At 50.4% G+C, this 24,643-nt stretch carries 19 protein-coding genes; 5 read left to right on the forward strand and 14 right to left on the reverse strand.

Annotation, left to right across the window (positions count from 1 at the left end; genetic code table 11):
* Positions 1-20: 20 nt before the first annotated feature.
* The 4 genes from AC6R0S_RS16970 to argR form a co-directional block, all read right to left on the reverse strand.
* The gene (locus AC6R0S_RS16970) at positions 21-458 is read right to left on the reverse strand and encodes a universal stress protein (protein ID WP_334555054.1); all 438 of its coding nucleotides are present in this window, start codon (positions 456-458) and stop codon (positions 21-23) included.
* Positions 459-532: 74 nt separating this feature from the next.
* Positions 533-3,112, reverse strand: a complete 2,580-nt coding sequence (locus AC6R0S_RS16975; RefSeq protein ID WP_500631216.1) for a TRAP transporter permease — start codon at positions 3,110-3,112, stop codon at positions 533-535.
* A gap of 335 nt (positions 3,113-3,447) precedes the next feature.
* A complete protein-coding gene (locus AC6R0S_RS16980; RefSeq protein ID WP_334555056.1) occupies positions 3,448-4,416 on the reverse strand; it encodes a TAXI family TRAP transporter solute-binding subunit in 969 nt (322 codons plus the stop codon).
* A 335-nt stretch (positions 4,417-4,751) separates the two neighbouring features.
* Positions 4,752-5,222 carry a transcriptional regulator ArgR gene (gene argR / locus AC6R0S_RS16985; RefSeq protein WP_334555057.1) on the reverse strand — a complete coding sequence of 157 codons (471 nt, stop codon included), beginning with the start codon at positions 5,220-5,222 and terminating at the stop codon, positions 4,752-4,754.
* 331 nt (positions 5,223-5,553) lie between these two features.
* Here argR and mdh point away from each other — a divergent pair, with 331 nt between their 5' ends.
* Together mdh and AC6R0S_RS16995 are read left to right on the forward strand one after the other, a co-directional pair.
* Positions 5,554-6,486, forward strand: a complete 933-nt coding sequence (gene mdh, locus AC6R0S_RS16990) for a malate dehydrogenase (protein ID WP_334555058.1) — start codon at positions 5,554-5,556, stop codon at positions 6,484-6,486.
* Between the two features lie 116 nt (positions 6,487-6,602).
* On the forward strand, positions 6,603-6,779 hold the full coding sequence (locus AC6R0S_RS16995) for a hypothetical protein (protein ID WP_487901766.1): 177 nt from the start codon (positions 6,603-6,605) through the stop codon (positions 6,777-6,779).
* Positions 6,780-6,950: 171 nt separating this feature from the next.
* Here the strand turns inward: AC6R0S_RS16995 and AC6R0S_RS17000 are convergent, their stop codons facing one another.
* The 5 genes from AC6R0S_RS17000 to AC6R0S_RS17020 form a co-directional block, all read right to left on the reverse strand.
* Positions 6,951-7,340 (reverse strand): RidA family protein, encoded by a 390-nt coding sequence (locus AC6R0S_RS17000; protein WP_500627084.1) that lies wholly within the window; start codon positions 7,338-7,340, stop codon positions 6,951-6,953.
* 203 nt (positions 7,341-7,543) lie between these two features.
* Positions 7,544-8,005: an aspartate carbamoyltransferase regulatory subunit gene (gene pyrI, locus AC6R0S_RS17005; RefSeq protein ID WP_500633958.1), complete on the reverse strand. Its 462-nt coding sequence runs from the start codon at positions 8,003-8,005 to the stop codon at positions 7,544-7,546.
* Between the two features lie 18 nt (positions 8,006-8,023).
* Positions 8,024-8,953, reverse strand: a complete 930-nt coding sequence (pyrB, locus tag AC6R0S_RS17010) for an aspartate carbamoyltransferase (RefSeq protein ID WP_487901764.1) — start codon at positions 8,951-8,953, stop codon at positions 8,024-8,026.
* A 289-nt stretch (positions 8,954-9,242) separates the two neighbouring features.
* Complete coding sequence (locus AC6R0S_RS17015; RefSeq protein WP_500631218.1) at positions 9,243-10,247, reverse strand: ornithine carbamoyltransferase; 1,005 nt, start codon at positions 10,245-10,247, stop codon at positions 9,243-9,245.
* 165 nt (positions 10,248-10,412) lie between these two features.
* Positions 10,413-11,789, reverse strand: coding sequence for a PhoH family protein (locus AC6R0S_RS17020; protein ID WP_500627080.1), 1,377 nt, complete (start codon positions 11,787-11,789; stop codon positions 10,413-10,415).
* Positions 11,790-12,452: 663 nt separating this feature from the next.
* On the opposite strand from AC6R0S_RS17020, the gene rapA reads away from it, so the two are divergent.
* Positions 12,453-15,362, forward strand: a complete 2,910-nt coding sequence (gene rapA / locus AC6R0S_RS17025; RefSeq protein ID WP_500631219.1) for an RNA polymerase-associated protein RapA — start codon at positions 12,453-12,455, stop codon at positions 15,360-15,362.
* Between the two features lie 87 nt (positions 15,363-15,449).
* Here rapA and AC6R0S_RS17030 read toward each other — a convergent pair whose 3' ends face one another.
* On the reverse strand, positions 15,450-16,721 hold the full coding sequence (locus AC6R0S_RS17030) for an NRAMP family divalent metal transporter (RefSeq protein WP_500638418.1): 1,272 nt from the start codon (positions 16,719-16,721) through the stop codon (positions 15,450-15,452).
* 216 nt (positions 16,722-16,937) lie between these two features.
* Here AC6R0S_RS17030 and AC6R0S_RS17035 point away from each other — a divergent pair, with 216 nt between their 5' ends.
* Both AC6R0S_RS17035 and AC6R0S_RS17040 read left to right on the forward strand, forming a co-directional pair.
* Positions 16,938-17,675 (forward strand): RluA family pseudouridine synthase, encoded by a 738-nt coding sequence (locus AC6R0S_RS17035; protein WP_500633962.1) that lies wholly within the window; start codon positions 16,938-16,940, stop codon positions 17,673-17,675.
* Positions 17,676-17,710: 35 nt separating this feature from the next.
* Complete coding sequence (locus AC6R0S_RS17040; RefSeq protein ID WP_500638419.1) at positions 17,711-18,670, forward strand: D-2-hydroxyacid dehydrogenase; 960 nt, start codon at positions 17,711-17,713, stop codon at positions 18,668-18,670.
* Between the two features lies 1 nt (position 18,671).
* On the opposite strand, the gene AC6R0S_RS17045 is transcribed toward AC6R0S_RS17040, so the two are convergent.
* The 4 genes from AC6R0S_RS17045 to pepA form a co-directional block, all read right to left on the reverse strand.
* A complete protein-coding gene (locus tag AC6R0S_RS17045; protein WP_500638441.1) occupies positions 18,672-19,385 on the reverse strand; it encodes a substrate-binding periplasmic protein in 714 nt (237 codons plus the stop codon).
* A gap of 163 nt (positions 19,386-19,548) precedes the next feature.
* Positions 19,549-22,422, reverse strand: coding sequence for a valine--tRNA ligase (locus AC6R0S_RS17050; protein WP_500638420.1), 2,874 nt, complete (start codon positions 22,420-22,422; stop codon positions 19,549-19,551).
* A gap of 171 nt (positions 22,423-22,593) precedes the next feature.
* Entirely contained in the window at positions 22,594-23,043 is a 450-nt protein-coding gene (locus AC6R0S_RS17055) for a DNA polymerase III subunit chi (RefSeq protein WP_500631223.1), read from the reverse strand.
* A gap of 61 nt (positions 23,044-23,104) precedes the next feature.
* Positions 23,105-24,613, reverse strand: coding sequence for a leucyl aminopeptidase (pepA, locus tag AC6R0S_RS17060; protein ID WP_334555072.1), 1,509 nt, complete (start codon positions 24,611-24,613; stop codon positions 23,105-23,107).
* Positions 24,614-24,643: the final 30 nt, after the last annotated feature.

The following is a 24,643-nucleotide window of genomic DNA, read 5'->3' on the forward strand; positions in this document are numbered from 1 at the left end:
TTCGCAACGCGGCGCGCCGGTTACGCGTTTGGCTTAACGACCATAACGTTAATCGGAGAGTTCTGTACGACTTTACTTGCCACAGAGCCTAGCACCACCTTATCAATTTTTGAACGCTTGTGGCTTGGCATGATGATGAGATCCGCCCCCAGCTTTTCAGCGTAGTCCAAAATGGTGCTGTAGGGTTTACCTTCTGCCACATGGGCTTTGTACACCACGTCTTCATCAATGTGTTGTGCCGCGAACTGCTTGAGCTGCGTTTCGACATCTTGCTTCATTTTCTTCGCCGCATCTTTGGGGAAGTAAGTGGCGACCATCGACATGTGAATGCCCGGAAGCACGTTCAGCAGGTGAATTTCTGCGTTCGAGTGTTTCGCATGCCAGACTGCCAGTTCGACGGCTCGGTCACAGAAGCCTTTGTCATTGAGGTCAACGGGAACAAGAATTTGTTTGTACATGTTTAGTTCTCTGATTGATACCCGCTAAAGTCCGCGCTCGTTAGAGAGCGCGGCTTTGCTTGGTATGAGTGTTATTAGGCGCCAAGCTGTTCCTTACGAGCTCGTTTTTTCTGGTTGAGACCCATGACGATCAAAATGAGCAGGGCAGGGACAAATACCCACTCCTTCATTGGACGATCGGCATCCTGGACTACCCATTGGATCTCCCAATCGAAGTCAATGCCCGCCGATTCCGCTGGGCTGCCAAACTCGACCATATCAACAATCATTTTGCCCGCGTCTTCGGTTAACATCAGACCCATAGAGGCAAGGCGATCGTTCGCTGATTTCGCGTTATCTTCGAAAGGCAAGCGCACCGTCTTCTCAACGATATCCCCTTCCAGGGTTTCCCCTGAGACTCGTAATTCGAGCGATTCTCCCACTTTTAGTGTTTCAGTAATTTGAGCCACCTCAACACCCGGTGAAAGAACTTTCGCTGGGTACAACATATCCCACCAGAAACCAGGGCGGAAGAAGGAGAAGGTCAGCACCAGTAGCAGTACCGTTTCCCACCATTTGTTCTTGGTGAACCACCAACCTTGTGTCGCGGCGGAGAATATCAACATCGCAATAATGGAGGAGATGATGGTTAAGGCGAGATGCCACCAGGTATCAATCCCCATCAACAGCAGTTGCGTGTTGAAGATGAACATAAACGGCAATATCGCGGTTCGAATATCGTAGGTAAAGCCTTGAATACCAGTACGGATAGGATCCGATTTGGCAATGGCTGCCGCTGCGAACGCCGCCAAACCGACCGGTGGCGTATCGTCGGCTAAGATGCCGAAGTAGAACACAAACAAGTGCACTGCGATGAGTGGGATGATCAAGCCGTGCTGCGCGCCCAAGGTAACGATAACGGGAGCCATCAGGGTAGAGACCACAATGTAGTTTGCCGTCGTCGGAAGACCCATGCCCAAGATCAAACTGATCAAGGCAGTAAACAGTAGCATCAAGATGATGTTACCGCCGGAGATGAACTCGACAAAGTCTGTCATGACGAGGCCAATACCGGTTAAGGTGACCACACCGACGACCGTACCCGCTGCCGCCGTGGCGACGCCGATACCAATCATGTTGCGCGCACCAGAGACGAGACTCTCAGCCAAATCGACGAAGCCTTCTTTTGCCGGCTGAAGCAGATTGCTCTGTTTCGCCATCAACGCCATTAATGGACGTTGGGTGATCAAGATAAAGATCATAAACACGGTCGCCCAGAACGCGGACAGACCTGGAGAGAAGCGCTCCACCGTCAAACACCACACTAGGACCACAATGGGTAGCAGGTAATGCAGGCCAGATTTCACCGTTGGGCCGGGATCGGGCACTTCGGTCAGTTCAGCATCAATCTCGATGGCGCCTTCGTGCGCGTACTTGGCGGAGATCTTAACCAAAGCCACGTAGGCGACCAGTAGGGCGACAGTGACAATCGGCGTCGCCGCAGCACCAAAGACATCTTTGGTCCAACCCACGCCGTAGTATACCAAGGCACTAATGATACATAGACCCAAAATGGTACCGGTAAACGACAGCAGGCTTTGAACTAAGGTCGGATTGTGACGACGAGGTAGGCCTGTCATGCCCGCTTTACACGCTTCTAAGTGAACGATGTAAATCAGCGCAATGTAGGAGATCAGCGCCGGTAGCAGCGCTGCTTTGATCACTTCGACATAAGAGATCCCGACGTACTCCACCATCAAGAATGCCGCCGCACCCATAATTGGTGGCGTCAACTGACCATTGGTCGAGGCAGCCACTTCCACGGCCCCCGCTTTGGTGCCAGGGAAGCCAACACGTTTCATCAGTGGGATGGTAAAGGTTCCTGTGGTCACTACGTTGGCAATCGAAGAGCCCGATACTAAGCCTGATAGGCCAGAAGCGACAACGGCGGCTTTTGCTGGGCCACCACGCATGTGACCAAGTAGCGAGAAGGCCACTTTAATAAAGTAAGCGCCTGCCCCAGCGCGCTCAAGCATGGCCCCAAAGAGGACGAAAAGGAAAACAAACGAGGTCGAGACGCCCAGTGCCACACCAAATACGCCTTCGGTGGTGAGCCAAAGGTGGGACATGGCTTTATTGAGGCTCGCCCCTTTGTGAGCGATAACGTCTGGCATGTAAGGACCGCCGAAGGTATAGAGTAAAAATACCGCGGCTACCGCCATCAATGGTGGCCCAAGTGCTCGGCGTGTCGCTTCAAGGAGCAAAATCATCCCAGTGACCGCAACCACAATATCTAAGGTGGTCGGAGCGCCAGAGCGACCCGCGAGCTCGGTGTAGAACAAGTAGATGTAGGCAGCAGAGAAGCTACCTGCCAGCGCCAATAACCAGTCCACCACGGGAATGGTATCGCGCGGAGAGTTTTTCATGGCCGGATAGGCAGTAAAGGCAAGAAAAACCGCAAACATGAGGTGAATGGAACGAGCTTCGGTGTCGTTCAGTACGCCAAAATTGAAAATAAACGGCAAAGGTGAGGCATACCAAAGTTGGAAGAGTGACCAACAAAGCGGCACAAACCATAAGATACGTCCGGCGATGCCACTAGGGGCACGCGCGCCAGTATCGGCTTGGGCAACCATTTCTTGCACATCAGGAGACGGAGTGGTTGTCTTCGACATGGTCTTTATCCTTGTTATAAATGATTCATTCGGTCACGACGTCAGTCGCAGTCAGAATCTTTATTGGCCTCTTTCAGTGTAGCGAAAAGAAGCCATATTGCTTTATTCCTGCCCACGCGCCGCCCAGCGTATTGGCATTGTGTGGGGAAGAGTGACCTTGATTGCATCGTCGACGTGCCATGCGCGGCGAGGTCTGCATTCTCAGTACCGTTGGGTTATTACTATAAAACGAAGAAGGGTTTCAAAAATGTGAAACCCTAAAAGAGACATTGGGAGCGGCCCTTATACGGGCGCTACAAACCCGAGCGCCATGTCCCGGGTTTGTACAAAGTGGCTTATTTCAGTAGGCCAACTTCTTTGTAGTATTTCTCTGCACCTGGGTGAAGAGGGATAGAAAGACCAGCTTTCACCATGTCTTCTTTCTTCAGGTTTGCAAACGCAGGGTGTAGGCGCTTGAAGGTATCGAAATCTTCAAATACCGCTTTCGCTACGTTGTACGCGACGTCGTCAGACACGTTGGCTGTGGTCACCATAGTCGCTGCCACACCAAAGCTGTTTACGTCGTTTTCAGTGCCGCGGTACATGCCGGCAGGTACTGTGCTGTATGCGTAGTAAGGGTTGTTTGCGACGATGGCATCGATTTTCTCGCCCGTTGCAGACACTAGCTTCGCATCACATGATGTGGTCGCTTCTTTGATCGATCCATTTGGATGACCCACAACGTAAACGAACGCGTCAATTTTGTTGTCACACAGCGCTTGAGAACGCTCAGAGCCTTTTAGCTCAGACGCCAATTTGAAGTCGTCGTTGGTCCAACCCATGGCTTCCATGACCACACCCATGGTTGCACGGTCGCCAGAACCCGGGTTACCGATGTTGACGCGCTTACCTTTTAGGTCAGACACGTTGTCGATGCCCGCATCGCTGCGTGCGATGATGTTGAATGGTTCGGTGTGTAGAGAGAACATAGCGCGTAAATCTTTGTACGGGCCTTGTTCAGCAAACTTACTTGTACCGTTGTAACCGTGATATTGCCAGTCAGACTGAACGATACCAAAATCCAGCTCACCAGCACGGATGGTGTTCACGTTGTAGATCGAACCACCGGTTGATTCTACAGAACAACGAATATTGTGTTCTTTACGGCCTTTGTTCACCAGTTTACAAATAGCGCCGCCCGTCGGGTAGTAAACACCCGTAACCGAACCTGTACCAATTGTGATGAACTCTTGTGCGTTAACGGCGCCAGCACCCATTACAGCAGCTGCAATCGCACCGACTTTAATAAGTTTGTTCAATGCCATGAATTTCCCTTCCTTATTCATTATTAGCCCCTTAGCAAGTGTAGTTGCTTTGGGCGTTTCCTCTTACTGGAAACGGCATCTTTTTCAATCCGTATGTTGAAAAAGTGGCTGAATAATACCAAAAAATTGGCACATAATTACACGTATGTTAACTAATGTAGCGATTTGGGCTGATTGTGAGGAGAATGTATAGGGATTGTTCTGTGATTATTTTTTCAGTAAATCAATTGCTTACGGTTACTTTGTCGGGGTTGTTGGATTTTAATCAGGATGTGATACAGATCACGCTGAATGAGCGTCAGCGCGATCATCAAAAGCGTCAATAATATGAAACGTTAGCCAGTGTACTCGAACAATTCGCACACTGATTTGAACAGTTGCTTGGTCGTGATGCTCAGCGTTGGGGTAATAAAGATGGTGTCATCACCGGCGACAACGCCCAAAATACCTTCTGCTTTGCCTAAAGAGTCCAATAAACGGGCAATCAGCTGCGCCGCGCCTGGGCCTGTGTGAATCACGACTAAGGCCTCATTGTGATCGATATCGAGCACTAACTCACGCAGTGAGCTTGAAACGGTAGGGACACCCAGTTCGGCGGGCAAGCAGTAGACCATCTCCATTTTGGCGTTGCGAGTACGCACTGCGCCAAACTTAGTCAGCATCCGTGAGACTTTTGATTGGTTGATGTTGTCAAACCCTTCATTTTTCAGTGCATCAACGATGTCACCTTGCGAGCCAAATCGCTCTTCTTTCAATAGGGCTTTGAACGCTCTCACTAAGCTATCTTGTTTTTCTGAATGGCGCATGTTTCTTCCACCAGTAGTGTCTATACAGGAAGTGAATATTCTCGCATAGCTATGCAGTTATAGCTATGGAAAAGCTGAAATTCTGTCTAGCGTATCACTGTAAACTGGCGAAAAACGCCAAGGACAAAAGAGGGCTTAACCCTTTGTCATACAAGGTAGAACAGGGGATAATGCGCGTGAAATTTGTAGCACGTTAATGGTGGATTGCGCAAGGTCGCAAAGCTGACGTTAATTGATTGTAATCAGGATGTGATTGGTTTAGCTTGGACACACCTGAGTACAGAATACCCTACAAGATACATATAAGAGATCCATCTCAAGGAGAACTACAATGAAAGTAGCTGTTATTGGTGCCGCTGGTGGCATCGGTCAAGCCCTAGCCCTTTTACTGAAAAACCGCCTTCCTGCAGGCTGCGATCTGGCTTTGTATGACATTGCGCCAGTGACGCCGGGTGTAGCTGCGGATCTAAGCCACATCCCAACGCCTGTGTCTATCAAAGGTTACGCCGGTGAAGATCCAACACCTGCACTTGAAGGTGCCGATGTTGTTCTTATTTCTGCAGGTGTGGCTCGTAAGCCAGGTATGGATCGCGCCGATTTGTTTAACGTCAATGCAGGTATCGTTAAGTCGTTGGCAGAAAAGATCGCGGTGGTCTGTCCGAAAGCCTTAGTGGGCATCATCACTAACCCAGTGAATACGACAGTGCCTATCGCAGCTGAAGTGCTTAAAAAAGCGGGCGTGTACGACAAGCGTCGTCTGTTTGGTGTAACGACACTGGACGTGATTCGCTCTGAAACCTTCGTGGCTGAATTGAAAGACAAAGATCCAGGTCAAGTGCGTGTACCGGTGATCGGTGGACACTCTGGCGTGACGATTCTTCCGCTACTGTCTCAAGTAGAAGGTGTGGAATTTAGCGCCGAAGAAGTGGCCGCTCTCACCAAACGCATTCAAAACGCAGGCACAGAAGTGGTTGAAGCGAAAGCGGGTGGCGGTAGCGCAACGCTCTCTATGGGCCAAGCTGCGTGTCGTTTCGGCCTTGCGTTGGTGAAAGCACTGCAAGGTGAAGAAGTCATCGAGTACGCGTACGTTGAAGGTGATGGTGAGCACGCCCCATTCTTTGCTCAACCAGTGAAACTGGGTAAAGAGGGTGTTGAAGAAGTGCTTAGCTACGGTGCGCTCAGTGCGTTTGAGAAAGACGCGCTTGACGGCATGCTAGAGACACTAAACGGTGATATCCAAACCGGTGTTGAGTTCGTGAAATAACGACCAACCACTCTGATTTGAGCGGCCTCCTTGTGAGGCCGTTTTTATTTGTCGCGTCTGACGGTGATCCTGACGATGGCACTTCTCGTAAACAGGCAAAAAAGAGGAGTCACCCAATGGACGTGTGTCAAGTTACAAAAGGTATGATGGTCGAATGCGCTGAGGGGCGAGGCGAAGTTTTGGTGGTCGACAGACAGACTAACATCGCCTTAATCCAAGATCCAAAGTCAGGCTTTCAGTTCGCGGCGCTGGTGAGTGAGCTTGCCAATGTGCGAGAGTCGTACGGCGAATGAATGACGCGCTTGGGGAAGGGCCCATCTTCTCCCTTACTTAATCTTGCTAATCAACCCTCTTGCCGAGCAACATCTGCGGCTAATAAAAGCGAAAAAGCGAGCCGGGCTAGGCTCGCTTTTTGTTTAGAGTTCCCCAGGTTAGAGTCCCCTAAGGCAACCTGAACATTGCCGTTATTTGCGCACCGCAATCGCTTCGATTTCAATCCCGACATCTTTGGGTAGACGTGCCACTTCTACACAAGAGCGTGCAGGGTAGTTGGCGACGTTGTGCTCATCAAAAAACTGACCGTACACTTCGTTCACCGTACCAAAATCGTTCAAATCTTTGACAAACACCGTCATCTTCACGATGTCTGATACCGTCAAGCCTGATGCTTCTACTACGGCTTTGACGTTTTCTAGTGATTGGCGTGCTTGAGCGGCAATATCTTCTGCGACCTCACCGGTTGCAGGATTGACTGGTATTTGGCCCGAGGTCAGAACCATGTTGCCAAGGTCAACGCCTTGTACGTATGGGCCAATCGCTGCTGGTGCTGATTCTGTATGAAGTACTTTGGTCATGTCTCTCTTCCTGAATGAGTGTTTAGCTGATGAGATAGTAACGCTTACAGGGCCGAGTGCTCGACGAGTGAGGCGTTCGCTTAATAGAGCAGTGTGCCGTGAATCCCTTGATGGGTAAAGAAAAATGAAGAGTAAAGAAAAAATGAAGGGTAAAGAAACATCCCCGCAGCGGCGGGGATGAAATGACTAAGCTTTGAGTGAGCTTAGCGCTCAGTGACCACTTCGCGTGAGAACACTTTCTCACAGTACTTACACTTAAGGCGAAACTCGTCTTTTTTCTCAATTACCGCGAAACTGCTTTCTACCGGTTCATTGTGGGTAATGCAGTTGCTGTTCGGGCAGGCAAACACATTGTTGACTTGACGTGGAAGCTCAAGAGCGAGCTTTTTCACTACGCGGTAATCTTCAATCTGATTGACGGTTGCATGAGGGGCGTACAGCGCCAGTTTGTTGGCTTGCTCTTCACTGATAAAGACGTTTTCAATCTTGAGCAGATCTTTATGGCCCAGTGCGGAGGAAGGGAGGTTCAACCCAACGGTCACGCGTTGGTTTGACTTATCCATTGAAAATAGCTTCAGAACCTTGATGCCCATTTTCGCGGGAATGTGGTCAATCACGGTGCCGTTTTTGATGGCTTCAACTTGCAACTGTTTTTCTTTTGCCATGATGGGAGTCTCCTGCGATTAAAGGTCTGGATTAAGGACAAGGGCGAGTAGCGCTTCACGAGCATAGACGCCGTTTTCAGCTTGCTCGAAGTAGTACGCGTGGGGTGTTTTATCGACATCCACGGTGATCTCGTCGACGCGTGGCAGCGGGTGAAGCACTTTCAAGTTGTCACGTGCGCCTTCAAGCATGGCTGCCGTTAAGATGTAGGCCGATTTGATGTGGGCGTATTCAGACTCATCAAAGCGCTCTTTTTGCACGCGTGTCATGTACAGCACATCCAGCTCAGGGATGACACTTTCCATATCGGTATGAAGGCTAAATCGAATACCGGCTTCTTCGAGCTCTTCGCAGATGTAATCAGGCATCGCTAACGCTTCAGGTGCGATAAAGAAGAAGCGAACGTTATCAAATTTCGCCAGCGCTTGAGTCAGCGAGTGTACCGTGCGGCCATATTTAAGATCACCGACGAAGGCAACGTTGAGGTTGTCTAAACGGCCTTGGGTTTCGGCAATCGAGAAGAGATCGAGCAAGGTTTGCGTCGGGTGCTGGTTGGCACCATCGCCTGCATTGATCACAGGTACACCTTTAGAAAACTCTGACGCTAGACGCGCCGCGCCCTCTTGAGGGTGGCGCATCACAAACGCATCCACATAAGAGGAGATGACCTGCACGGAGTCAGCTAGGGTTTCGCCTTTTTTCGCCAGAGAGGTGTTGCCGCCATTGTCAAAGCCAATCACGTCGCCACCAATACGTTGAATCGCAGTCTCAAATGAGAGTCGAGTACGTGTCGAGGGTTCAAAGAAGCAGCTCGCGACCACTTTATTTTTGATTAAATCTGGGTTTGGCTCAGCTTTGAGTTGACCTGCGGTTTTGACAATCAATTCCAGCTCTTCACGTGAAAGCTCAGGAATGGAGATAATGTGCTTGTTGTAAAGCGAGTTTGTCATAATCATCTTCCCAGTTATATGCGTTAGGCATGAATAATATGCGTTAGGTATAAAGAATAAGTGTTAGGCATAAAAAAGCCCCCCATAACGGGAGGCTTTACAAATCAATGAAGATAGAGAAACGTCGCATCAATAAGCCAGTTTGCTTATGTGCAGTAACACGCTTTGTAACACACCAACGACGTGACATATTTCACTATCTCCAGACAAATTGCCGAGCATTATACGCCGAACTTTGCGCAGAGCAAGCGATTGCATCGCGGTTTTTTGTGTCGATCTGTGTTCGATCCTAGCTGCCCAATGTGGCGACCATCACAGCCTTAATGGTGTGCATTCGGTTTTCTGCCTCATCGAAGACGATCGAGTGCTCAGATTCAAACACTTCCTCGGTCACTTCGAGGCCGTTCATGCCATATTTCTCGGCCACTTGTTTGCCAATGGTGGTCTCATCGTTGTGAAAAGCGGGCAGGCAGTGCATGAATTTGACATGCGGGTTGCCGGTCTTTTCAAGCGTTGCCGCATTGACTTGATACGGGGTCATTTTGGCCACGCGTTCATCCCACGCTTCAGGCGCTTCACCCATCGACACCCAAACGTCGGTGTAAAGGAAATCACAACCTTCCACGCCTTGCGCCACATCTTCGGTCAATGTGATGCTTGCCCCTGTTTGCGCAGCGATGGTTTGACAAGTGTCCACCAACTCAGCCTCGGGCCAAAAATCTTTCGGTGCGACTAGGCGAATGTCCATGCCCATTTTGGCAGCGCCAACCATCAAAGAGTTGCCCATGTTGTTGCGTGCATCACCGAGGTAAGCAAAGCGCATTTGGTGTAACTGTTTTCCTCGTCCATGTTCGAGCATGGTAAGGAAGTCGGCCAAAATTTGCGTCGGGTGAAACTCATCGGTCAAACCATTCCAAACCGGTACGCCTGCGTATTGGCCCAGCTCTTCGACGATCGCTTGACCAAAACCGCGATATTCAATGCCATCGTACATGCGACCCAGTACGCGCGCGGTGTCTTTCATTGACTCTTTATGGCCAATCTGTGAACCCGATGGGCCGATGTAAGAGACTTGCGCGCCTTGATCAAACGCGGCGACTTCAAACGCGCAGCGAGTTCGTGTCGATGACTTTTCAAAGATAAGGGCAATGTTTTTACCCACGAGCTTCTTTTGCTCCGTCCCGGCATATTTCGCTTTCTTTAAATCCGCAGAAAGGTCGAGCAAAAATTGGATCTCTTTGGGGGTAAAATCAAGCAGCTTGAGAAAGTTACGATTACGAAGATTAAAAGCCATACACCAGTCCTTGAATCGGTATTCATTATTTGCCAATAGTTAAACATACCTGATGGTTGTTTGTGAATAATTATTTTAAAAATAAAGCGGAATATAGATAATATCCCGCTTTTTGTGACTATTAATGCTTAATGTGGTTGTGAGTGACAGGACTGCTTAGTGAGGTTATAAGTTCTCTTCTGCAAATTCTGCCAAGCGACTGCGCACCACTCCGTTGAGGTGAATATTGGCGCTGCCTTCAAAGTTTTTAAATCGCTCGACCATGTAGGTAAGCCCCGAGGTCACCGGCGTGAGGTAGTGGGAGTCAATCTGCGCTAAGTTACCGGAGCAGACAATTTTCGTCCCTTCGCCACAACGGGTGATGATGGTTTTGATTTGAGACGCCGTGAGGTTTTGGCACTCATCCAGCAGCACGAACGCATTCTGAATGGAGCGCCCGCGCATGAAGTTGATCGACTTGAACTGGATGTTGGCTTTGTCGCAAATGTACTTGAGCGATCCCTCCGTACAGTGATCATGTTTGTGCAGCGCTTCCAAGGTATCGGTGACCGCCGCGAGCCAAGGCATCATCTTCTCTTCTTCGCTGCCGGGCAAGAAGCCGATTGACTCGCCAATATCGGGCGTGTTTCGGGTGACGATGATTTTATCAAACATGCCTTTTTCGATCGTCTGCTCAAGCGCACAGGCCAGCGCCAACAAGGTTTTCCCGCTGCCCGCAGAACCCGTCAGTATGACCAAATCGATATTGGGATCGAGTAGCGCATCAAGGGCCATGCCTTGGTAAATGTTTTTTGGAGTGATGTCCCACGCTTTACGGTGCATTAATCGCTCCCGGCTGAGATCTTTAATGGTGATCTTGTCGCTGGTGATGTCCTCGACTCGACCGGCAAAGTCGCTCGAATCGTCCAAGACATATTGATTAATGTAAGTGGGTTCAAACGGCTCGCGCGGCAATGTGTGGTAAGTGCGGCCGTGAATGGTTTGGCTGTCGACTTCATCGACCTTGCTCCAAAACTCCCCTTCGATCTGTTGGTAACCTTTGGTGAGGTATTGGACATCATCGATCAGTTGGTCGGTGCGATAGTCCTCAACAAAACGTACTCCCGCCCCTTTGGCGCGTAAACGCATGTTGATGTCTTTGGTAATGAGGATCACTTCTCGCGGCGCACGCTTGTTTTGTAAGTAGAGTACGGCGTTGAGAATGCGGTTATCACCGGCTTTGTCTGCGAAGGCTTTGACGGTTTCTTGCAGTTCGAAATCCGCCAAAATGGCGATGTGACCTGTGCTTTCTTTATCGCGGTTGATGGGGATCCCTTCTGATATTTCATCGGGCGTGGCGTCTTTAAACAGTGCTTCGAGCGCGCGAATGGCGACACGGGCGTCGCGAGCCACATCGCGTTTGCTGTCTTTGATTTTATCGAGCTCCTCGAGGACCGTCATCGGTATGACGACATCGTGCTCTTGGAATGAGTAGATTGCGTGAGGTTCATGAAGAAGGATGTTGGTGTCTAAAACGAAGAGTTTCCGTTCCGTATCACCCATAAGCGTCTCCTTGCCGCAGCGCGGCTTGCTTACCTGTCATACGCAGCACGGCGTGTGCGCCATGTCAGGTGTATCCTCATTGTGTGAGGTAACTTGCAGTCATTTTGCAGTGACACCTTCAGTGAGCAGGAAGCTGACATGGCTTAGGCGTTGCCCTGTCCATTCAACATGCCGCCTAACAAGGCGTCGCTACAAACCCGAGTGGATCATCAACGTAGTGAGTCAGCGTTTTTCGTGCTGACCGTTTGGTTCACTGTACCGCTCTCTCGATGGATTGCATTTCTTGTGCCGTGTTAGGGGTAAAGCCAAGAAATTGCCAAGGTACTAACCCATTGTCAGAGATGCGCCTGCCCTTAAAGTATAAGTCAGTTTCCATCTCTTCCACTTTAGAAATGCCACTTCTTTTTTACACTTTGATGTCAGCCAGAGAGTGGCAAAAAATTTGTTGAGAATTGAGGTGTTTGTGCGTGACCAATATCACAGCTTCGAGTACCATTAGCGACCTTTTTTATGTGTGGCTGGAAAAGGCTTGAGTCCTGTTCTAGCGGCGCATTGGGGGCAGATCTTGATTGTTGGTTGGGATGATGAGAATCATTGTCTACACTATCATCAATAAGCCGTACCCCGACTCACAACAGACCGATTGAAAGAGGTAGTCGATAGATGACATTTGCTTTGGGCCAGCGTTGGATCAGCGATACAGAGAGCGATTTAGGTTTAGGTACTGTAGTCGCACTGGATGCTAGAACGGTCACATTGATGTTTGCCGCATCCGAAGAGAATCGCGTGTACGCGCGCAATGATGCGCCGGTGACTCGTGTGACGTTTAACCCAGGGGATGTTGTGGATAGCCAACAAGGGTGGTCATTGCGCATTGAGCAAGTGGTTGAGGAGCAGTCGCTGCTGACCTACATCGGTACGCGTGAAGACAACGGCGATAAAGACGTCGAGCTGCGTGAAATCATGCTCAGCAACCAGATTCGTTTTAATAAACCTCAAGATAAGCTGTTTGCCGGTCAAATCGATCGTATGGACAACTTTGTGCTCCGTTATCGTGCACTGATGAACCAATATGAGCAGCACAAGAGCCCAATGCGCGGCTTATGTGGTATGCGTGCAGGCTTGATCCCTCATCAGCTTTACATCGCCCATGAAGTGGGGCGTCGTCACGCGCCGCGCGTGTTGTTGGCCGATGAAGTGGGCCTAGGTAAAACCATTGAAGCGGGCATGATCATCCACCAGCAAGTGCTGGCGGGTCGAGCGGAACGCATTTTGATCGTGGTGCCAGAAACGCTTCAGCATCAATGGTTGGTGGAGATGATGCGTCGATTCAATCTGCATTTCTCTATCTTTGATGAAGAGCGTTGCATTGAAGCGTTCGCGGAAGCCGATAATCCATTCGATACCCAGCAATATGTGCTGTGCTCACTCGATTTTCTACGCAAGAGCCGCAAGCGCTTCGAGCAAGCGCTTGACGCCGATTGGGATCTCTTAGTGGTCGATGAAGCGCACCATTTAGAGTGGAGCCCAGAGCAGCCGAGCCGTGAATATCAGGTGATTGAAGGCTTGGCTGCGCGTACACCTGGTGTACTCCTGCTCACCGCGACACCTGAACAGCTAGGTCGTGAAAGCCATTTTGCACGCTTGAGATTGCTCGACTCGGATCGCTTCTTTGACTATGAAGAGTTTGTCAAAGAAGAGCAGCAATACGCCCCGGTGGCCGATTCGGTCAGCGCTCTGTTCTCTGGCGAATCCTTGGCGGATGAGGCGAAAAACCAGATCACCGAGCTCTTATCTGAACAAGATGTTGAGCCACTGTTTCGTATTATCGAGAGCAACAGTGACGACCAGGCGATTGCCGCTGCACGTCAAGAGTTGATTGATAATTTGATGGATCGTCATGGTACGGGGCGCGTGCTGTTTCGTAACACGCGTGCAGCGATCAAAGGCTTCCCAGTGCGTAATGTGCATTTGGTGCCGATGCCGATTCCGAGCCAATACACCACGGCGATGCGTGTCTCTGGCATGATTGGCGGCAAGATGAGCCCAGAAGCGCGTGCGCTGAAAAATCTCTACCCTGAAGAGCTGTTCCAAGAGTTTGAAGGTGACGAATCGAGCTGGTGGCAGTTTGATAGTCGCGTTGATTGGTTACTTGAGAAGATCACGCAAAAACGCAGTGAAAAGGTGTTGGTGATCGCCTCTCGCGCCAGTACGGCGTTGCAATTGGAACAAGCGCTGCGCGAGCGTGAAGGCATCCGTGCCACGGTATTCCATGAAGGTATGTCGATTTTAGAACGCGACAAAGCGGCGGCGTACTTTGCCCAAGAAGAGGGAGGCGCACAGGTTCTCATCTGTAGCGAAATTGGCTCTGAAGGGCGCAACTTCCAGTTTGCGAACCAACTGGTGATGTTTGATCTGCCGTTCAACCCAGACTTACTTGAGCAACGCATCGGTCGCTTAGACCGAATTGGTCAGCAGCGCGATATCGATATTCATGTCCCCTACCTTGAAGGCACCTCGCAAGCGATTTTGGCGCGTTGGTTTAATGAAGGTTTGAATGCTTTTGCCCAAACCTGCCCAACCGGTCGCATGGTGTACGACAAGGTGTCGGATGCGCTGATTACTATGCTGGCCAGTGGAGATACCAGTGAGTTGGATGATGTGATTGCTCAATCTGCGGCAATGAACAAAGCGCTCAAAGCGGAGCTGGAGCAAGGGCGTGACCGTCTGCTTGAAATGCACTCGCACGGCGGTGAGAAAGCGCAAGCGATTGTCGATACGATTGCCGCGACCGATGGCGATACGAATCTTGTCACGTTCGCCTTGAGCCTGTTTGATACCATTGGTCTTAACCAAGACGACAAAGGCGAAAATGCGCTCGTGGTCACCCCTTCTGAGCACATGATGGTGCCCAGTTACCCAGGACTGCCATACGAAGGCGCAACTATCACCTTTGACCGTGATACGGCGCTGTCTCGTGAGGACATGCACTTTATCAGCTGGGAACACCCGATGATTCAAGGCGGTATTGATCTGCTGATGAGTGAGGGCGTGGGGACCAGTGCGGTGTCACTGCTGAAAAACAAGGCTCTGCCCGTAGGGACGCTGCTGCTTGAACTGATCTACAAAGTGGATGCGCAAGCGCCCAAACGTACTGGCATCAGCCGTTTCTTACCGACCACGCCGATTCGCATCATGCTTGATGGCAAAGGCAATGATTTATCGGCGCAAGTGGAGTTTGACAGTTTCAACCGTCAGCTCAGCCCGGTCGGCCGCCATATTGCGGCTAAACTGGTCTCTTCGGTACAGGCGCAGGTGCATCAGCTGATTGCCGCAGGTGACAAGCTGGTGGTCGAAAAAGTGGAAGCCGTACGCGAGCAAGCGCAAAAAGAGATGCAATCGAGTCTAAATGGCGAGCTTGAGCGTTTGCAGGCCCTGAAAGCGGTGAACCCGAACATTCGTGATGAAGAGATTGAAGCGATTGATGAGCAGATTACCGCGCTGACCGGTTATATCCGCCAAGCGCAATACCAACTCGACTCACTGCGTATGATTGTCGTCGCGCACAACTAAGTGATCGCAACGCGAGTAACGTATTAGTACAAGGCCCTCAACGTTGAGGGCCTTTTTGATCGTTAATAAAGATGACGAAACCGATGACTAAAGAAGCCATTTCCACCAAATAAAGACCGCCAAAAAGCCGAACAGATAAATCAGACCGGCGATGGAGAGCCACTTTAGCGAGGATGTCATTGCGAGCGGCTTAGGCAGATCGGTTTTGGTCACCAAAATGTAGTTGAGTAAACCGAAAAATGGAGTCGTAACAAAGGCAAGGATCATCGCAAAATTGAGCATTGGCAGTAGCGCTTTGGCCCAAAACAAGATGATGGCAAGGGCTGCTGCAGAGATGATCACCATCCAAGTCAGCGTCACGCCGTTTTTCATTTCTGGTTGCTTTTGCACTAAACGTTGAGATTCAGACAACACACGCGCATAACCGTCAATCACGGTGATCGTACTACCAAAAATACAGAAGAACGCAATCACAGCAATCAAGTAGCGAGACCACTCACCAATGGTCGATGCATAGAGCCCTACCAGTTGATGCGAGAAGCCGACGCCAGAGCTTGAAAGCTCAACGCCTGTCCCATGCAGCACCAAAGCGCCTAAGGAAAGAAAGACAATCGCCAGCAGCGCAGTCCCTATGTAGCCCACGTTGAAATCAAACAGCGCAGAGCGCGGCGTCACCGTTTGCTGCTTGCACTGACTTTTTAGCCACATTGAGGTGATACTGGAAATTTCAATCGGTGCTGGCATCCAACCCATGGTCACAACGAGAAATCCGATTGCGGCTAATGTCCAAGGCGATGGGGATTCAAAGCCCACGACGGGCTCGGCAGGTTTACCCAATGCGATGCACACCGCAAGCAGTGTGGCAATGGTTAGAACCGCCATGATGGTTTTCGATAACGCATCCAACGCCTTGTAGTGGCCGGCAAATAAAATCGCTAAACAGGTGGTCAGCACAAGGATACTGAGCACGGACATCGAGAGATCAAAGGGTACGAAATAGGCGAGCAAGCTAGCGCTAAACATCAGCAGTGCAGCGGTGTTGACCACAGCGGAGACCGCACTTAAGCCGACAAACAGCCACAAGTATGGTTTGCCAAGTTTTGAGTAGCCTTCGACTAAACTGGTGCCGGTGCCCATAGTGTATTGCACACCGGCGCGAAAAAACGGGTATTTGAATACGTTGACGAGCAAAATGAGCGCCGCCAACTGCCAGCCATAAATGGCGCCCGCTTTGGTGGAGGCGACCAAGTGAGAGCCTCCGACTGCAGCGGCGGCCATCATAATGCCTGGGCCTAACGAGCGAATAAGGTGGGCTAACGAGAAACGCGCCTTCGGGGGCGCTGAAGTGATACTTTCCATACTACTGCCTATGGGTGAAATGTTGTGTTTTATTGTATTTATTACCTGTCAAGGTTGTTAAGGAATAACACATTTGTTTTGTCTGTCATAGATTTTTTACACTTTGAGTGAGACTTTCTTTTCAAGCGTTAATAATCGACAAAAAATGCCAGACTGGTGCCCTTGCGAGTGGCTTCGGGTATACTTCGCCGGAATTCATTGTAGTTGAGAGTGTTTATGGCCATGCTGGAGTACACCCCACCAAGGGAACCCTGGGTGGAGGTTGTTTTTGAAGATGAACATATCCTTGCGGTCAATAAACCGTCAGGACTGCTGTCTGTGCCTGGGCGCGATCCTGCTCATCGCGACAGCATGTGGTCACGACTGCAAGAGACGCACCCGGATATTCAAGTGGTGCATCGCTTAGATATGTCCACTTCCGGCTTAATGGTATTAGCAAAAAACAAACGCGCAGAAAGTGCGTTAAAGAAGCAGTTTCAGTTTCGTCTCACACACAAAGTGTACTATGCACGAGTATGGGGAGAGGTGAGTGAGCAAGAGGGCGTCATTGATCTGCCGCTGATTTGTGACTGGCCAAATCGCCCGCGGCAGAAAGTGTGTTTAGAGACAGGTAAACCGTCAAAAACCTTATACCAAGTGGAGAAACGAGAAGAAAAAACCACCATCGTGCGCTTGTTGCCGGTGACGGGGCGGTCTCATCAACTGCGCGTTCATATGCAAGCGCTCGGCCACCCGATTGTCGGTGATGAGTTCTACTCCAGCGGTGAGGCGCTGCTCTGTTCGGAGCGCTTAGCCCTTCACGCGGCGGAGTTGAGCTTTTATCATCCACGCAGTCATTGTCTGAAAAGTATTTTTGTTCCTTGTGACTTCTATCCCGAGGCGCAAGAGATGCTGTTTGATTATTTCGATCCTGTGCGAAAATTACCCGATTATAAAACACTGCCCAAACCATAATCGGTGACACAGAGTGGGCAGTTGAAGGAGACCTTATGCTGCCCAACCTTGTTTTTCTTGACCAAGCCACCATTCCAAGTCAAATCACCTTGCCAACCCCTCGCCATCCGCACGTTTGGCAAGCTTACGACTTCACCGCACCAGAACAAGTAGTTGAGCGCCTGCAAGGCGCCACTGTCGCGATCACCAATAAGGTGGTACTCGATGAAGCGGTGCTTGCGCAGCTTCCTTCACTCAAACTCATCGCCGTCTCGGCGACAGGATACAATAACCTTGATATTGAAGCGTGTCGCCGCTTGGGCATTGCTGTGACCAACGTTCAAGGTTACGCCACCCAATCGGTACCTGAGCACGTGCTGGGTATGATCTTTAGCTTGAGTCGTCACCTCAGTGCCTACCATCACGACATTGCCCAAGGGGAGTGGCAGCGCAACAAGCAGTTCTGCTTTTTTACCCACCCGATAAGGGATGTAGCAGGGGCAACCCTTGCGATTGTGGGCGGCGGGGCATTAGGACGCGCTACCGCGCAACTGGCCAGTGCGGTCGGTATGCACGTGATCTTTGCTGAGCGTAAGGGTGAACATCAGTGCCGTGAGGGCTATGTCCCGTTTGAGGCGGCGCTTTCTCAAGCGGATGTGGTGAGTTTGCACTGTCCACTGAGTGATGAGACCTTTCACCTCATCGGTGAGCCAGAGCTGGGCATGATGAAATCGAGCGCGATATTGATCAATACTGGGCGAGGGGGATTGGTTGATGAACAGGCATTGGTGTCGGCGTTGACGTCTGGTCAGATAGGGGCGGCGGGGGTCGATGTGTTCACGAGTGAGCCAGCCGATGAGAGTAACCCTTTGTTGGCGAATATTTCGCTCCCAAACTTGCTGCTTACACCACACGTTGCTTGGGGTAGCGACTCCGCGATTCAGAAACTCGCCGACATTCTTATTGATAACATCGACGCATTTCTTGACGGTCGAGAGCAAAATCGCGTGGTGTGATTTACTCGCTGCTGCTGGCCTTTAATTGACTCAAGCCTTGATTGAATACACGCAGCAGCTTTTCTCCATCGGGGTGCGCTTTGGAGAACATCAAATAATTACTATTAGTCAAAAATGGCTTAGGGTGAAAACTGATCAGAGCCTGGGTTTCATAGGGGAGTTTGTTGAGCGTAGATAGACCGATGTGTTTCTCTTCTGGCACGAGCTCAACCCGGCGATATTTGAGAAATTGAAACGCTTTGGTAGGGTCGGCGACCCGATGTATGGTGACATGCCCATCCTCGATCAGTGCATCCAGTTCTTCACCATAGCTGTAGCCCAGCCCACCGCCAAGGTGTTTACCCTCTAAATCTTCTAAACGCTGCCAAGAAAAGTCATCACTTTTGCGATGAAAGAAAACAAATTCCTCCTGTGCCACTGGTTCGCTGAAATAAAAATGTTCGGTTCTCTCTTGGGCAAACATCCAGATCGCGGTGGCGACAAATTCGCCTTCACTCGCTTCTTTGTAGGCCCGTTTCCAAGGAAAGAAGTGGAATTCGACTTGATAGCCTTGTGTCGCAAACGCCTGCTCAATGGTCTTTCCGACAAAACCGAATTCTTCTAACTCTTGGCCAATAAAAGGTGGCCACTCACCTGCGGCAATTTTGACAATCTTATTGTCTTCATCATTATTCACTTCGTCATTATTGGTTTCAACCGTGGCGTAAACACTCACGGCGAACCACAATGCGAACAAGGCACTAGAAAGGGATACTGCGAGCGCGCGCACAAGTCACTCCTTTGTCGCTTTTACTTTAACTTTAGTTCTCAGTCGATAAAGAGCAAGACATAAAAAAGGCTGGTCATCATGACCAGCCTCCCAGACTTGATTTATGCACTTACAGTGCGGCAATCGTCGTTTTTTGCTCTTCAAGCTTCACGAGCGTTTCTTTGTAGCCTTCTAGCTTCTCGCGCTCTTTGGCCACCACCGCTTCTGGTGCTTTAGCCACGAAGCCTTCGTTACCTAGCTTGCCTTCAATGCGTTTGATTTCGCCTTGTGTCTTTTTGATTTCACCATCGAGGCGAGCAAGCTCGGCGTCTTTGTCGATGAGACCCGCCATTGGGATCATTAGCTCCGACTTAGCGACAAGTGCCGTTGCGCATGCTGGCGTTTCTTCACCCGCTTCCAGTACACGTACAGACTCAAGCTTCGCCAGAGAAACAAGAACTTGCTTGTTCGCTTCTAGACGAGCTGCGTCTTCCGCGTTTGCGGCTTTTAGCATCACTTCAAGCGGCTTACCTGGGTTGATGTCGTACTCCGCACGTAGGTTACGGATGCTAGTGATGAATGACTTCACCCACTCGATGTCATCCAGTGCTGCTTGGTTGAAATTCGCTTGGTCGAACTGAGGCAACGTTTGAAGCATGATCGTCTCACCTTCAACACCATCAACCAGTGGTTTAACGCTCTGCCAGATAGTTTCTGTGATGTATGGGATCACTGGGTGTGCTAGACGAAGTGTTTTCTCTAGAACGGTGATCAGCGTGCGGCGAGTACCACGTTGCTGAGCTTCGTTACCTTTCCAAAGCACTGGCTTAGTGAGCTCTAGATACCAGTCACAGAATTGGTTCCAGATGAATTCGTAAATCGTGTTTGCTGCCATATCCAGACGGAAGTTATCAATGTGGCTATTGAACTCTTTCGCTGCTAGCTCAAACTGAGACTCGATCCATTTGTCTGCGAGTGAGTACTCGATCTCACCTGCCTGTTCGTTAGATGAATGGAAGCCACAATCCTGATCTTCTGTATTCATCAGCACGTAACGGCTCGCGTTCCATAGCTTGTTACAGAAGTTACGGTAACCTTCCAGACGCTTCATATCCCAGTTGATGTCACGACCCGTTGAAGCCATAGCAGCAAGCGTGAAGCGCAGTGCATCCGTACCGTAGGGTTCGATACCGTTTTCAAACGTCTTGCGCGTGTTCTTCTCGATCTTCGCGGCAAGTTGAGGCTGCATCATGTTACCGGTGCGCTTCTCAACTAGAGACTCAAGGTCGATGCCGTCAATCATGTCGATTGGGTCAAGCACGTTACCCTTAGACTTCGACATCTTGTCGCCGTTTTCATCACGGATGAGACCCGTTACGTAAACCGTTTTAAATGGCACTTGTGGCTTGCCGTTTTCATCTTTACAGAAGTGCATAGTCATCATGATCATGCGAGCAACCCAGAAGAAGATGATGTCGAAACCGGTGACCAGCACATCTGAAGGGTGGAATGTTTTTAGATCATCTGTGTTTTCAGGCCAGCCTTGTGTGCCAAACGTCCACAATGCAGAAGAGAACCAGGTATCCAGTACGTCGTCATCTTGGCGCAGTACCACAACTGGTGCTAGGCCGTTCTTCTCACGCACTTCGTCTTCAGTGCGACCAACGTAGACATTGCCGTCGTTGTCGTACCATGCAGGGATACGGTGACCCCACCAAAGCTGACGAGAGATACACCAGTCTTGAATGTCACGCATCCAAGAGAAGTACATGTTTTCGTATTGCTTAGGTACGAATTGGATTTCGCCGTCTTCCACTGCTTTAGTTGCGGTTTCTGCAAGAGGAGCAGTACGCACATACCATTGGTCGGTCAGCATCGGTTCGATGACCACGCCGCCACGGTCGCCGTATGGCACGGTGAGGTCGTGGTCTTTGATTTCGTCTAGCAGGCCAATCTCTTCAAATTCCGCTACGATGGCTTTACGCGCGGCAAAACGCTCCAACCCTTGGTATTTAGCCGGGATCTCTGTTGAGTATGCATCGCTCGCTTCGCCATTCGTGTTAAACACTTCGGCTGCGTCACGGATGTTGGCATCAAAGGTGAGGATGTTGATCATCGGTAGCTGGTGGCGCTTACCCACTTCGTAGTCGTTGAAGTCGTGCGCAGGGGTGATTTTCACACAGCCTGTGCCTTTCTCCATGTCCGCGTGCTCATCACCGACGATAGGGATGCGGCGGTCAACGATAGGAAGAAGGATCTCTTTACCGATCAAGTCTTTGTAGCGAGGATCTTCTGGGTTCACCGCAACGCCCGTATCACCCAGTATCGTCTCTGGACGAGTGGTAGCGACAACGATGTAGTCTTTGCCGTCTGCCGTTTTCACCCCATCCGCTAGTGGGTAGCGGAAGTGCCACATGTGGCCTTTTTTATCTTTGTTTTCAACTTCAAGATCAGAAATTGCGGTATGCAGTTTAGGATCCCAGTTAACCAGACGCTTACCACGGTAGATGAGGTCATCTTCGTAGAGGCGCACGAACACTTCTTGAACGGCGTTTGATAGGCCGTCATCCATAGTGAAACGTTCACGGTCCCAGTCGACAGAAGCACCTAGGCGACGCAGCTGTTTAGTGATGGTGCCACCTGATTCGCCTTTCCATTCCCAGATTTTGTCGATGAACGCATCACGGCCGTAATCGTGCTTGGTTTTGCCTTCTTCTGCCGCGATCTTACGCTCAACCACCATCTGTGTGGCGATACCTGCGTGGTCAGTACCGACTTGCCAAAGGGTGTTCTTGCCCTTCATACGTTCGGCACGGATCAAGGTATCCATGATGGTGTCTTGGAATGCGTGGCCCATGTGAAGGCTACCGGTGACGTTCGGTGGCGGGATCATGATGCTGTATGATTCTTTCGTCGTGTCGCCGTGCGGCTTAAAGTAGCCTTTTTCTTCCCAAGCCTGGTATAGAGCTTGTTCAATTGAAGTTGGGTTGTATGTCTTTTCCATAGCGCTCATTTTGCCTCGTGATGATGGAACTTAGGCGGCGTGCATTCACCTAATGATTAGGGCCAGCCTACGTTCTACCCCTTGGAGGTTTGATTCTGGTTAATGGTAAATCTAGGTCAATCTTTATAAGTGAACTCTCTGAAAAGAGAGCTTAACTATAAGGATTGACGGTCAGTGGTGTTCGAGTGCGATCGTTTGCATTTGAAAGCCCGATTGACGGTAAATTTTATACCGTTCTCGCGCTTGCTGCTTGGCTTTTTCGTCGCAAGGGACGAAGTCTACCACCTCTGTAAACGGATGCGCAAAGGTTGTCTCATTTTCAGCCAAATTTATCACCAACTGGCGATGCCAAGAAGGGCGAACCTGCTGATGGCCTATCTCAATCTGTGTGCCATACTTGGGGCCTTCTCCTACCAAGTTGTGGCCGATGTACTGCTCAGGTTCCACTTGCCAAAACCGCTCTGCAAGGGCCTCCGCGTGGGCTTTGTGCTGGCAGTTGACGTACACTTTTGCCCCTTGTTTGGCAAAGTGCTGCGCCAAAAAGACCGCATACGCATCCAACCCTTCAGGGGTGGCTTGGGGAGAATCCGATTGAATCAGATAAAAGGTCGCGTTAGCCATGATATTTGCTGATGCCTTATATACAAAAAAGGGCCTTGCGGCCCTTCGATGTGGTTGAGGATTACTCCTCAGTATCTTGACCGCTGCGATTGAGCAGGAACTGGACAAGCATAGAGACTGGTCGGCCTGTTGAGCCTTTCGCTGCGCCAGATTTCCAAGCAGTGCCCGCGATATCGATGTGAGCCCAGTTGTACTTCTTAGCAAATTTCGACAAGAAACAGCCGGCAGTAATGGTGCCACCAGGACGACCACCAATGTTCGCCATATCGGCGAATGGGCTTTTCAGCTGTTCATGGTACTCATCGGCCATCGGTAAGCGCCATGCACGATCGCTCGCTTGCTCAGAAGCGTTAATAAGCTCGTGAGACAACGGGTTGTGGTTTGAGATCACGCCACTGATGTGGTGACCCAGTGCAATCACACACGCACCAGTGAGGGTAGCGACATCCACGACACATTCTGGTTCAAAGCGCTCAACGTAGGTCAGTGCATCACACAGAACCAAGCGGCCTTCGGCATCGGTATTCAATACTTCGACCGTTTGACCTGACATTGTGGTTAGGATATCACCCGGACGGTAAGCGTTGCTGCCTGGCATGTTTTCACAGCCGGCCAGCACACCAATCACGTTGATAGGCAGGTTCAGTTTCGCGAGCGCTTTCATGGTGCCAAACACGGAGGCAGCGCCACACATGTCGTATTTCATCTCATCCATGCCTTCGCCAGGCTTGAGTGAAATACCGCCCGAATCGAACGTCAGACCTTTGCCGACTAATACGATAGGCTTGGCTTGTGCGTCTGGGTTACCCTTGTACTCCATGATTGACATCATCGATTCGTTTTTCGAACCGCGGCCTACCGCTAGGTAAGAGTTCATCCCCAGTTTTTCCATCTCTTCTTCGCCGATCACTTTCGTCGTAATCGTCTCGTAGTCGTCCGCTAAGCGGCGCGCTTGAGAGGCGAGATAAGCTGGGTTCGCAATGTTGGGTGGCATGTTGCCAAGGTCTTTACACGCTTTGACGCCCGACGAGATGGCCAAGCCATGCGCGATCGCTTTTTCACCCAAGTTCAACTCACGACGCGTCGGTACGTTGAACACCAACTTGCGCAGTGGGCGACGGGTTTCAGGCTTGACGCTCTTAAACTGATCAAAGGTGTAGAGGCCATCTTTGGTCGCTTCGACCGCTTGGCGCACTTTCCAGTAGGTATCACGACCTTTCACATGCAGCTCAGTCAAGAAGCACACCGCTTCCATAGAGCCCGTTTCGTTCAAGGTGTTGATGGTTTTCTGGATAATCTCTTTGTACTGACGTTCACCCAACTCGCGCTCTTTGCCGCAACCGACAAGCAGAACACGCTCAGACAACACACCAGGTACTTGATGCAGAAGTAGCATCTGCCCAGGTTTTCCTTCTAGATCACCACGGCGAAGTAGTGAACTGATATAGCCATCGCTGATTTTATCTAGCTGCTCAGCAACTGGAGAAAGGCGACGTGGCTCAAACACCCCGACAACGATACATGCGCTACGTTGTTTCTCTGGGCTGCCACTCTTTACACTGAACTCCATGCGTACTCCTACATCCTGAAGACAAATCGA

This window comes from Vibrio sp. R15-SG3-ISO1B, assembly GCF_059833835.1.

Excerpts from the sequence above, each read along its gene's own strand:
- AC6R0S_RS16970 (WP_334555054.1), bottom strand. The coding sequence starts at position 458 with ATGTACAAACAAATTCTTGTTCCCGTTGACCTCAATGACAAAGGCTTC.
- AC6R0S_RS16975 (WP_500631216.1), bottom strand. The coding sequence starts at position 3,112 with ATGTCGAAGACAACCACTCCGTCTCCTGATGTGCAAGAAATGGTTGCC.
- AC6R0S_RS16980 (WP_334555056.1), bottom strand. The coding sequence starts at position 4,416 with ATGGCATTGAACAAACTTATTAAAGTCGGTGCGATTGCAGCTGCTGTA.
- argR (WP_334555057.1), bottom strand. The coding sequence starts at position 5,222 with ATGCGCCATTCAGAAAAACAAGATAGCTTAGTGAGAGCGTTCAAAGCC.
- mdh (WP_334555058.1), top strand. The coding sequence starts at position 5,554 with ATGAAAGTAGCTGTTATTGGTGCCGCTGGTGGCATCGGTCAAGCCCTA.
- AC6R0S_RS16995 (WP_487901766.1), top strand. The coding sequence starts at position 6,603 with ATGGACGTGTGTCAAGTTACAAAAGGTATGATGGTCGAATGCGCTGAG.
- AC6R0S_RS17000 (WP_500627084.1), bottom strand. The coding sequence starts at position 7,340 with ATGACCAAAGTACTTCATACAGAATCAGCACCAGCAGCGATTGGCCCA.
- pyrI (WP_500633958.1), bottom strand. The coding sequence starts at position 8,005 with ATGGCAAAAGAAAAACAGTTGCAAGTTGAAGCCATCAAAAACGGCACC.
- pyrB (WP_487901764.1), bottom strand. The coding sequence starts at position 8,953 with ATGACAAACTCGCTTTACAACAAGCACATTATCTCCATTCCTGAGCTT.
- AC6R0S_RS17015 (WP_500631218.1), bottom strand. The coding sequence starts at position 10,247 with ATGGCTTTTAATCTTCGTAATCGTAACTTTCTCAAGCTGCTTGATTTT.
- AC6R0S_RS17020 (WP_500627080.1), bottom strand. The coding sequence starts at position 11,789 with ATGGGTGATACGGAACGGAAACTCTTCGTTTTAGACACCAACATCCTT.
- rapA (WP_500631219.1), top strand. The coding sequence starts at position 12,453 with ATGACATTTGCTTTGGGCCAGCGTTGGATCAGCGATACAGAGAGCGAT.
- AC6R0S_RS17030 (WP_500638418.1), bottom strand. The coding sequence starts at position 16,721 with ATGGAAAGTATCACTTCAGCGCCCCCGAAGGCGCGTTTCTCGTTAGCC.
- AC6R0S_RS17035 (WP_500633962.1), top strand. The coding sequence starts at position 16,938 with ATGGCCATGCTGGAGTACACCCCACCAAGGGAACCCTGGGTGGAGGTT.
- AC6R0S_RS17040 (WP_500638419.1), top strand. The coding sequence starts at position 17,711 with ATGCTGCCCAACCTTGTTTTTCTTGACCAAGCCACCATTCCAAGTCAA.
- AC6R0S_RS17050 (WP_500638420.1), bottom strand. The coding sequence starts at position 22,422 with ATGGAAAAGACATACAACCCAACTTCAATTGAACAAGCTCTATACCAG.
- AC6R0S_RS17055 (WP_500631223.1), bottom strand. The coding sequence starts at position 23,043 with ATGGCTAACGCGACCTTTTATCTGATTCAATCGGATTCTCCCCAAGCC.
- pepA (WP_334555072.1), bottom strand. The coding sequence starts at position 24,613 with ATGGAGTTCAGTGTAAAGAGTGGCAGCCCAGAGAAACAACGTAGCGCA.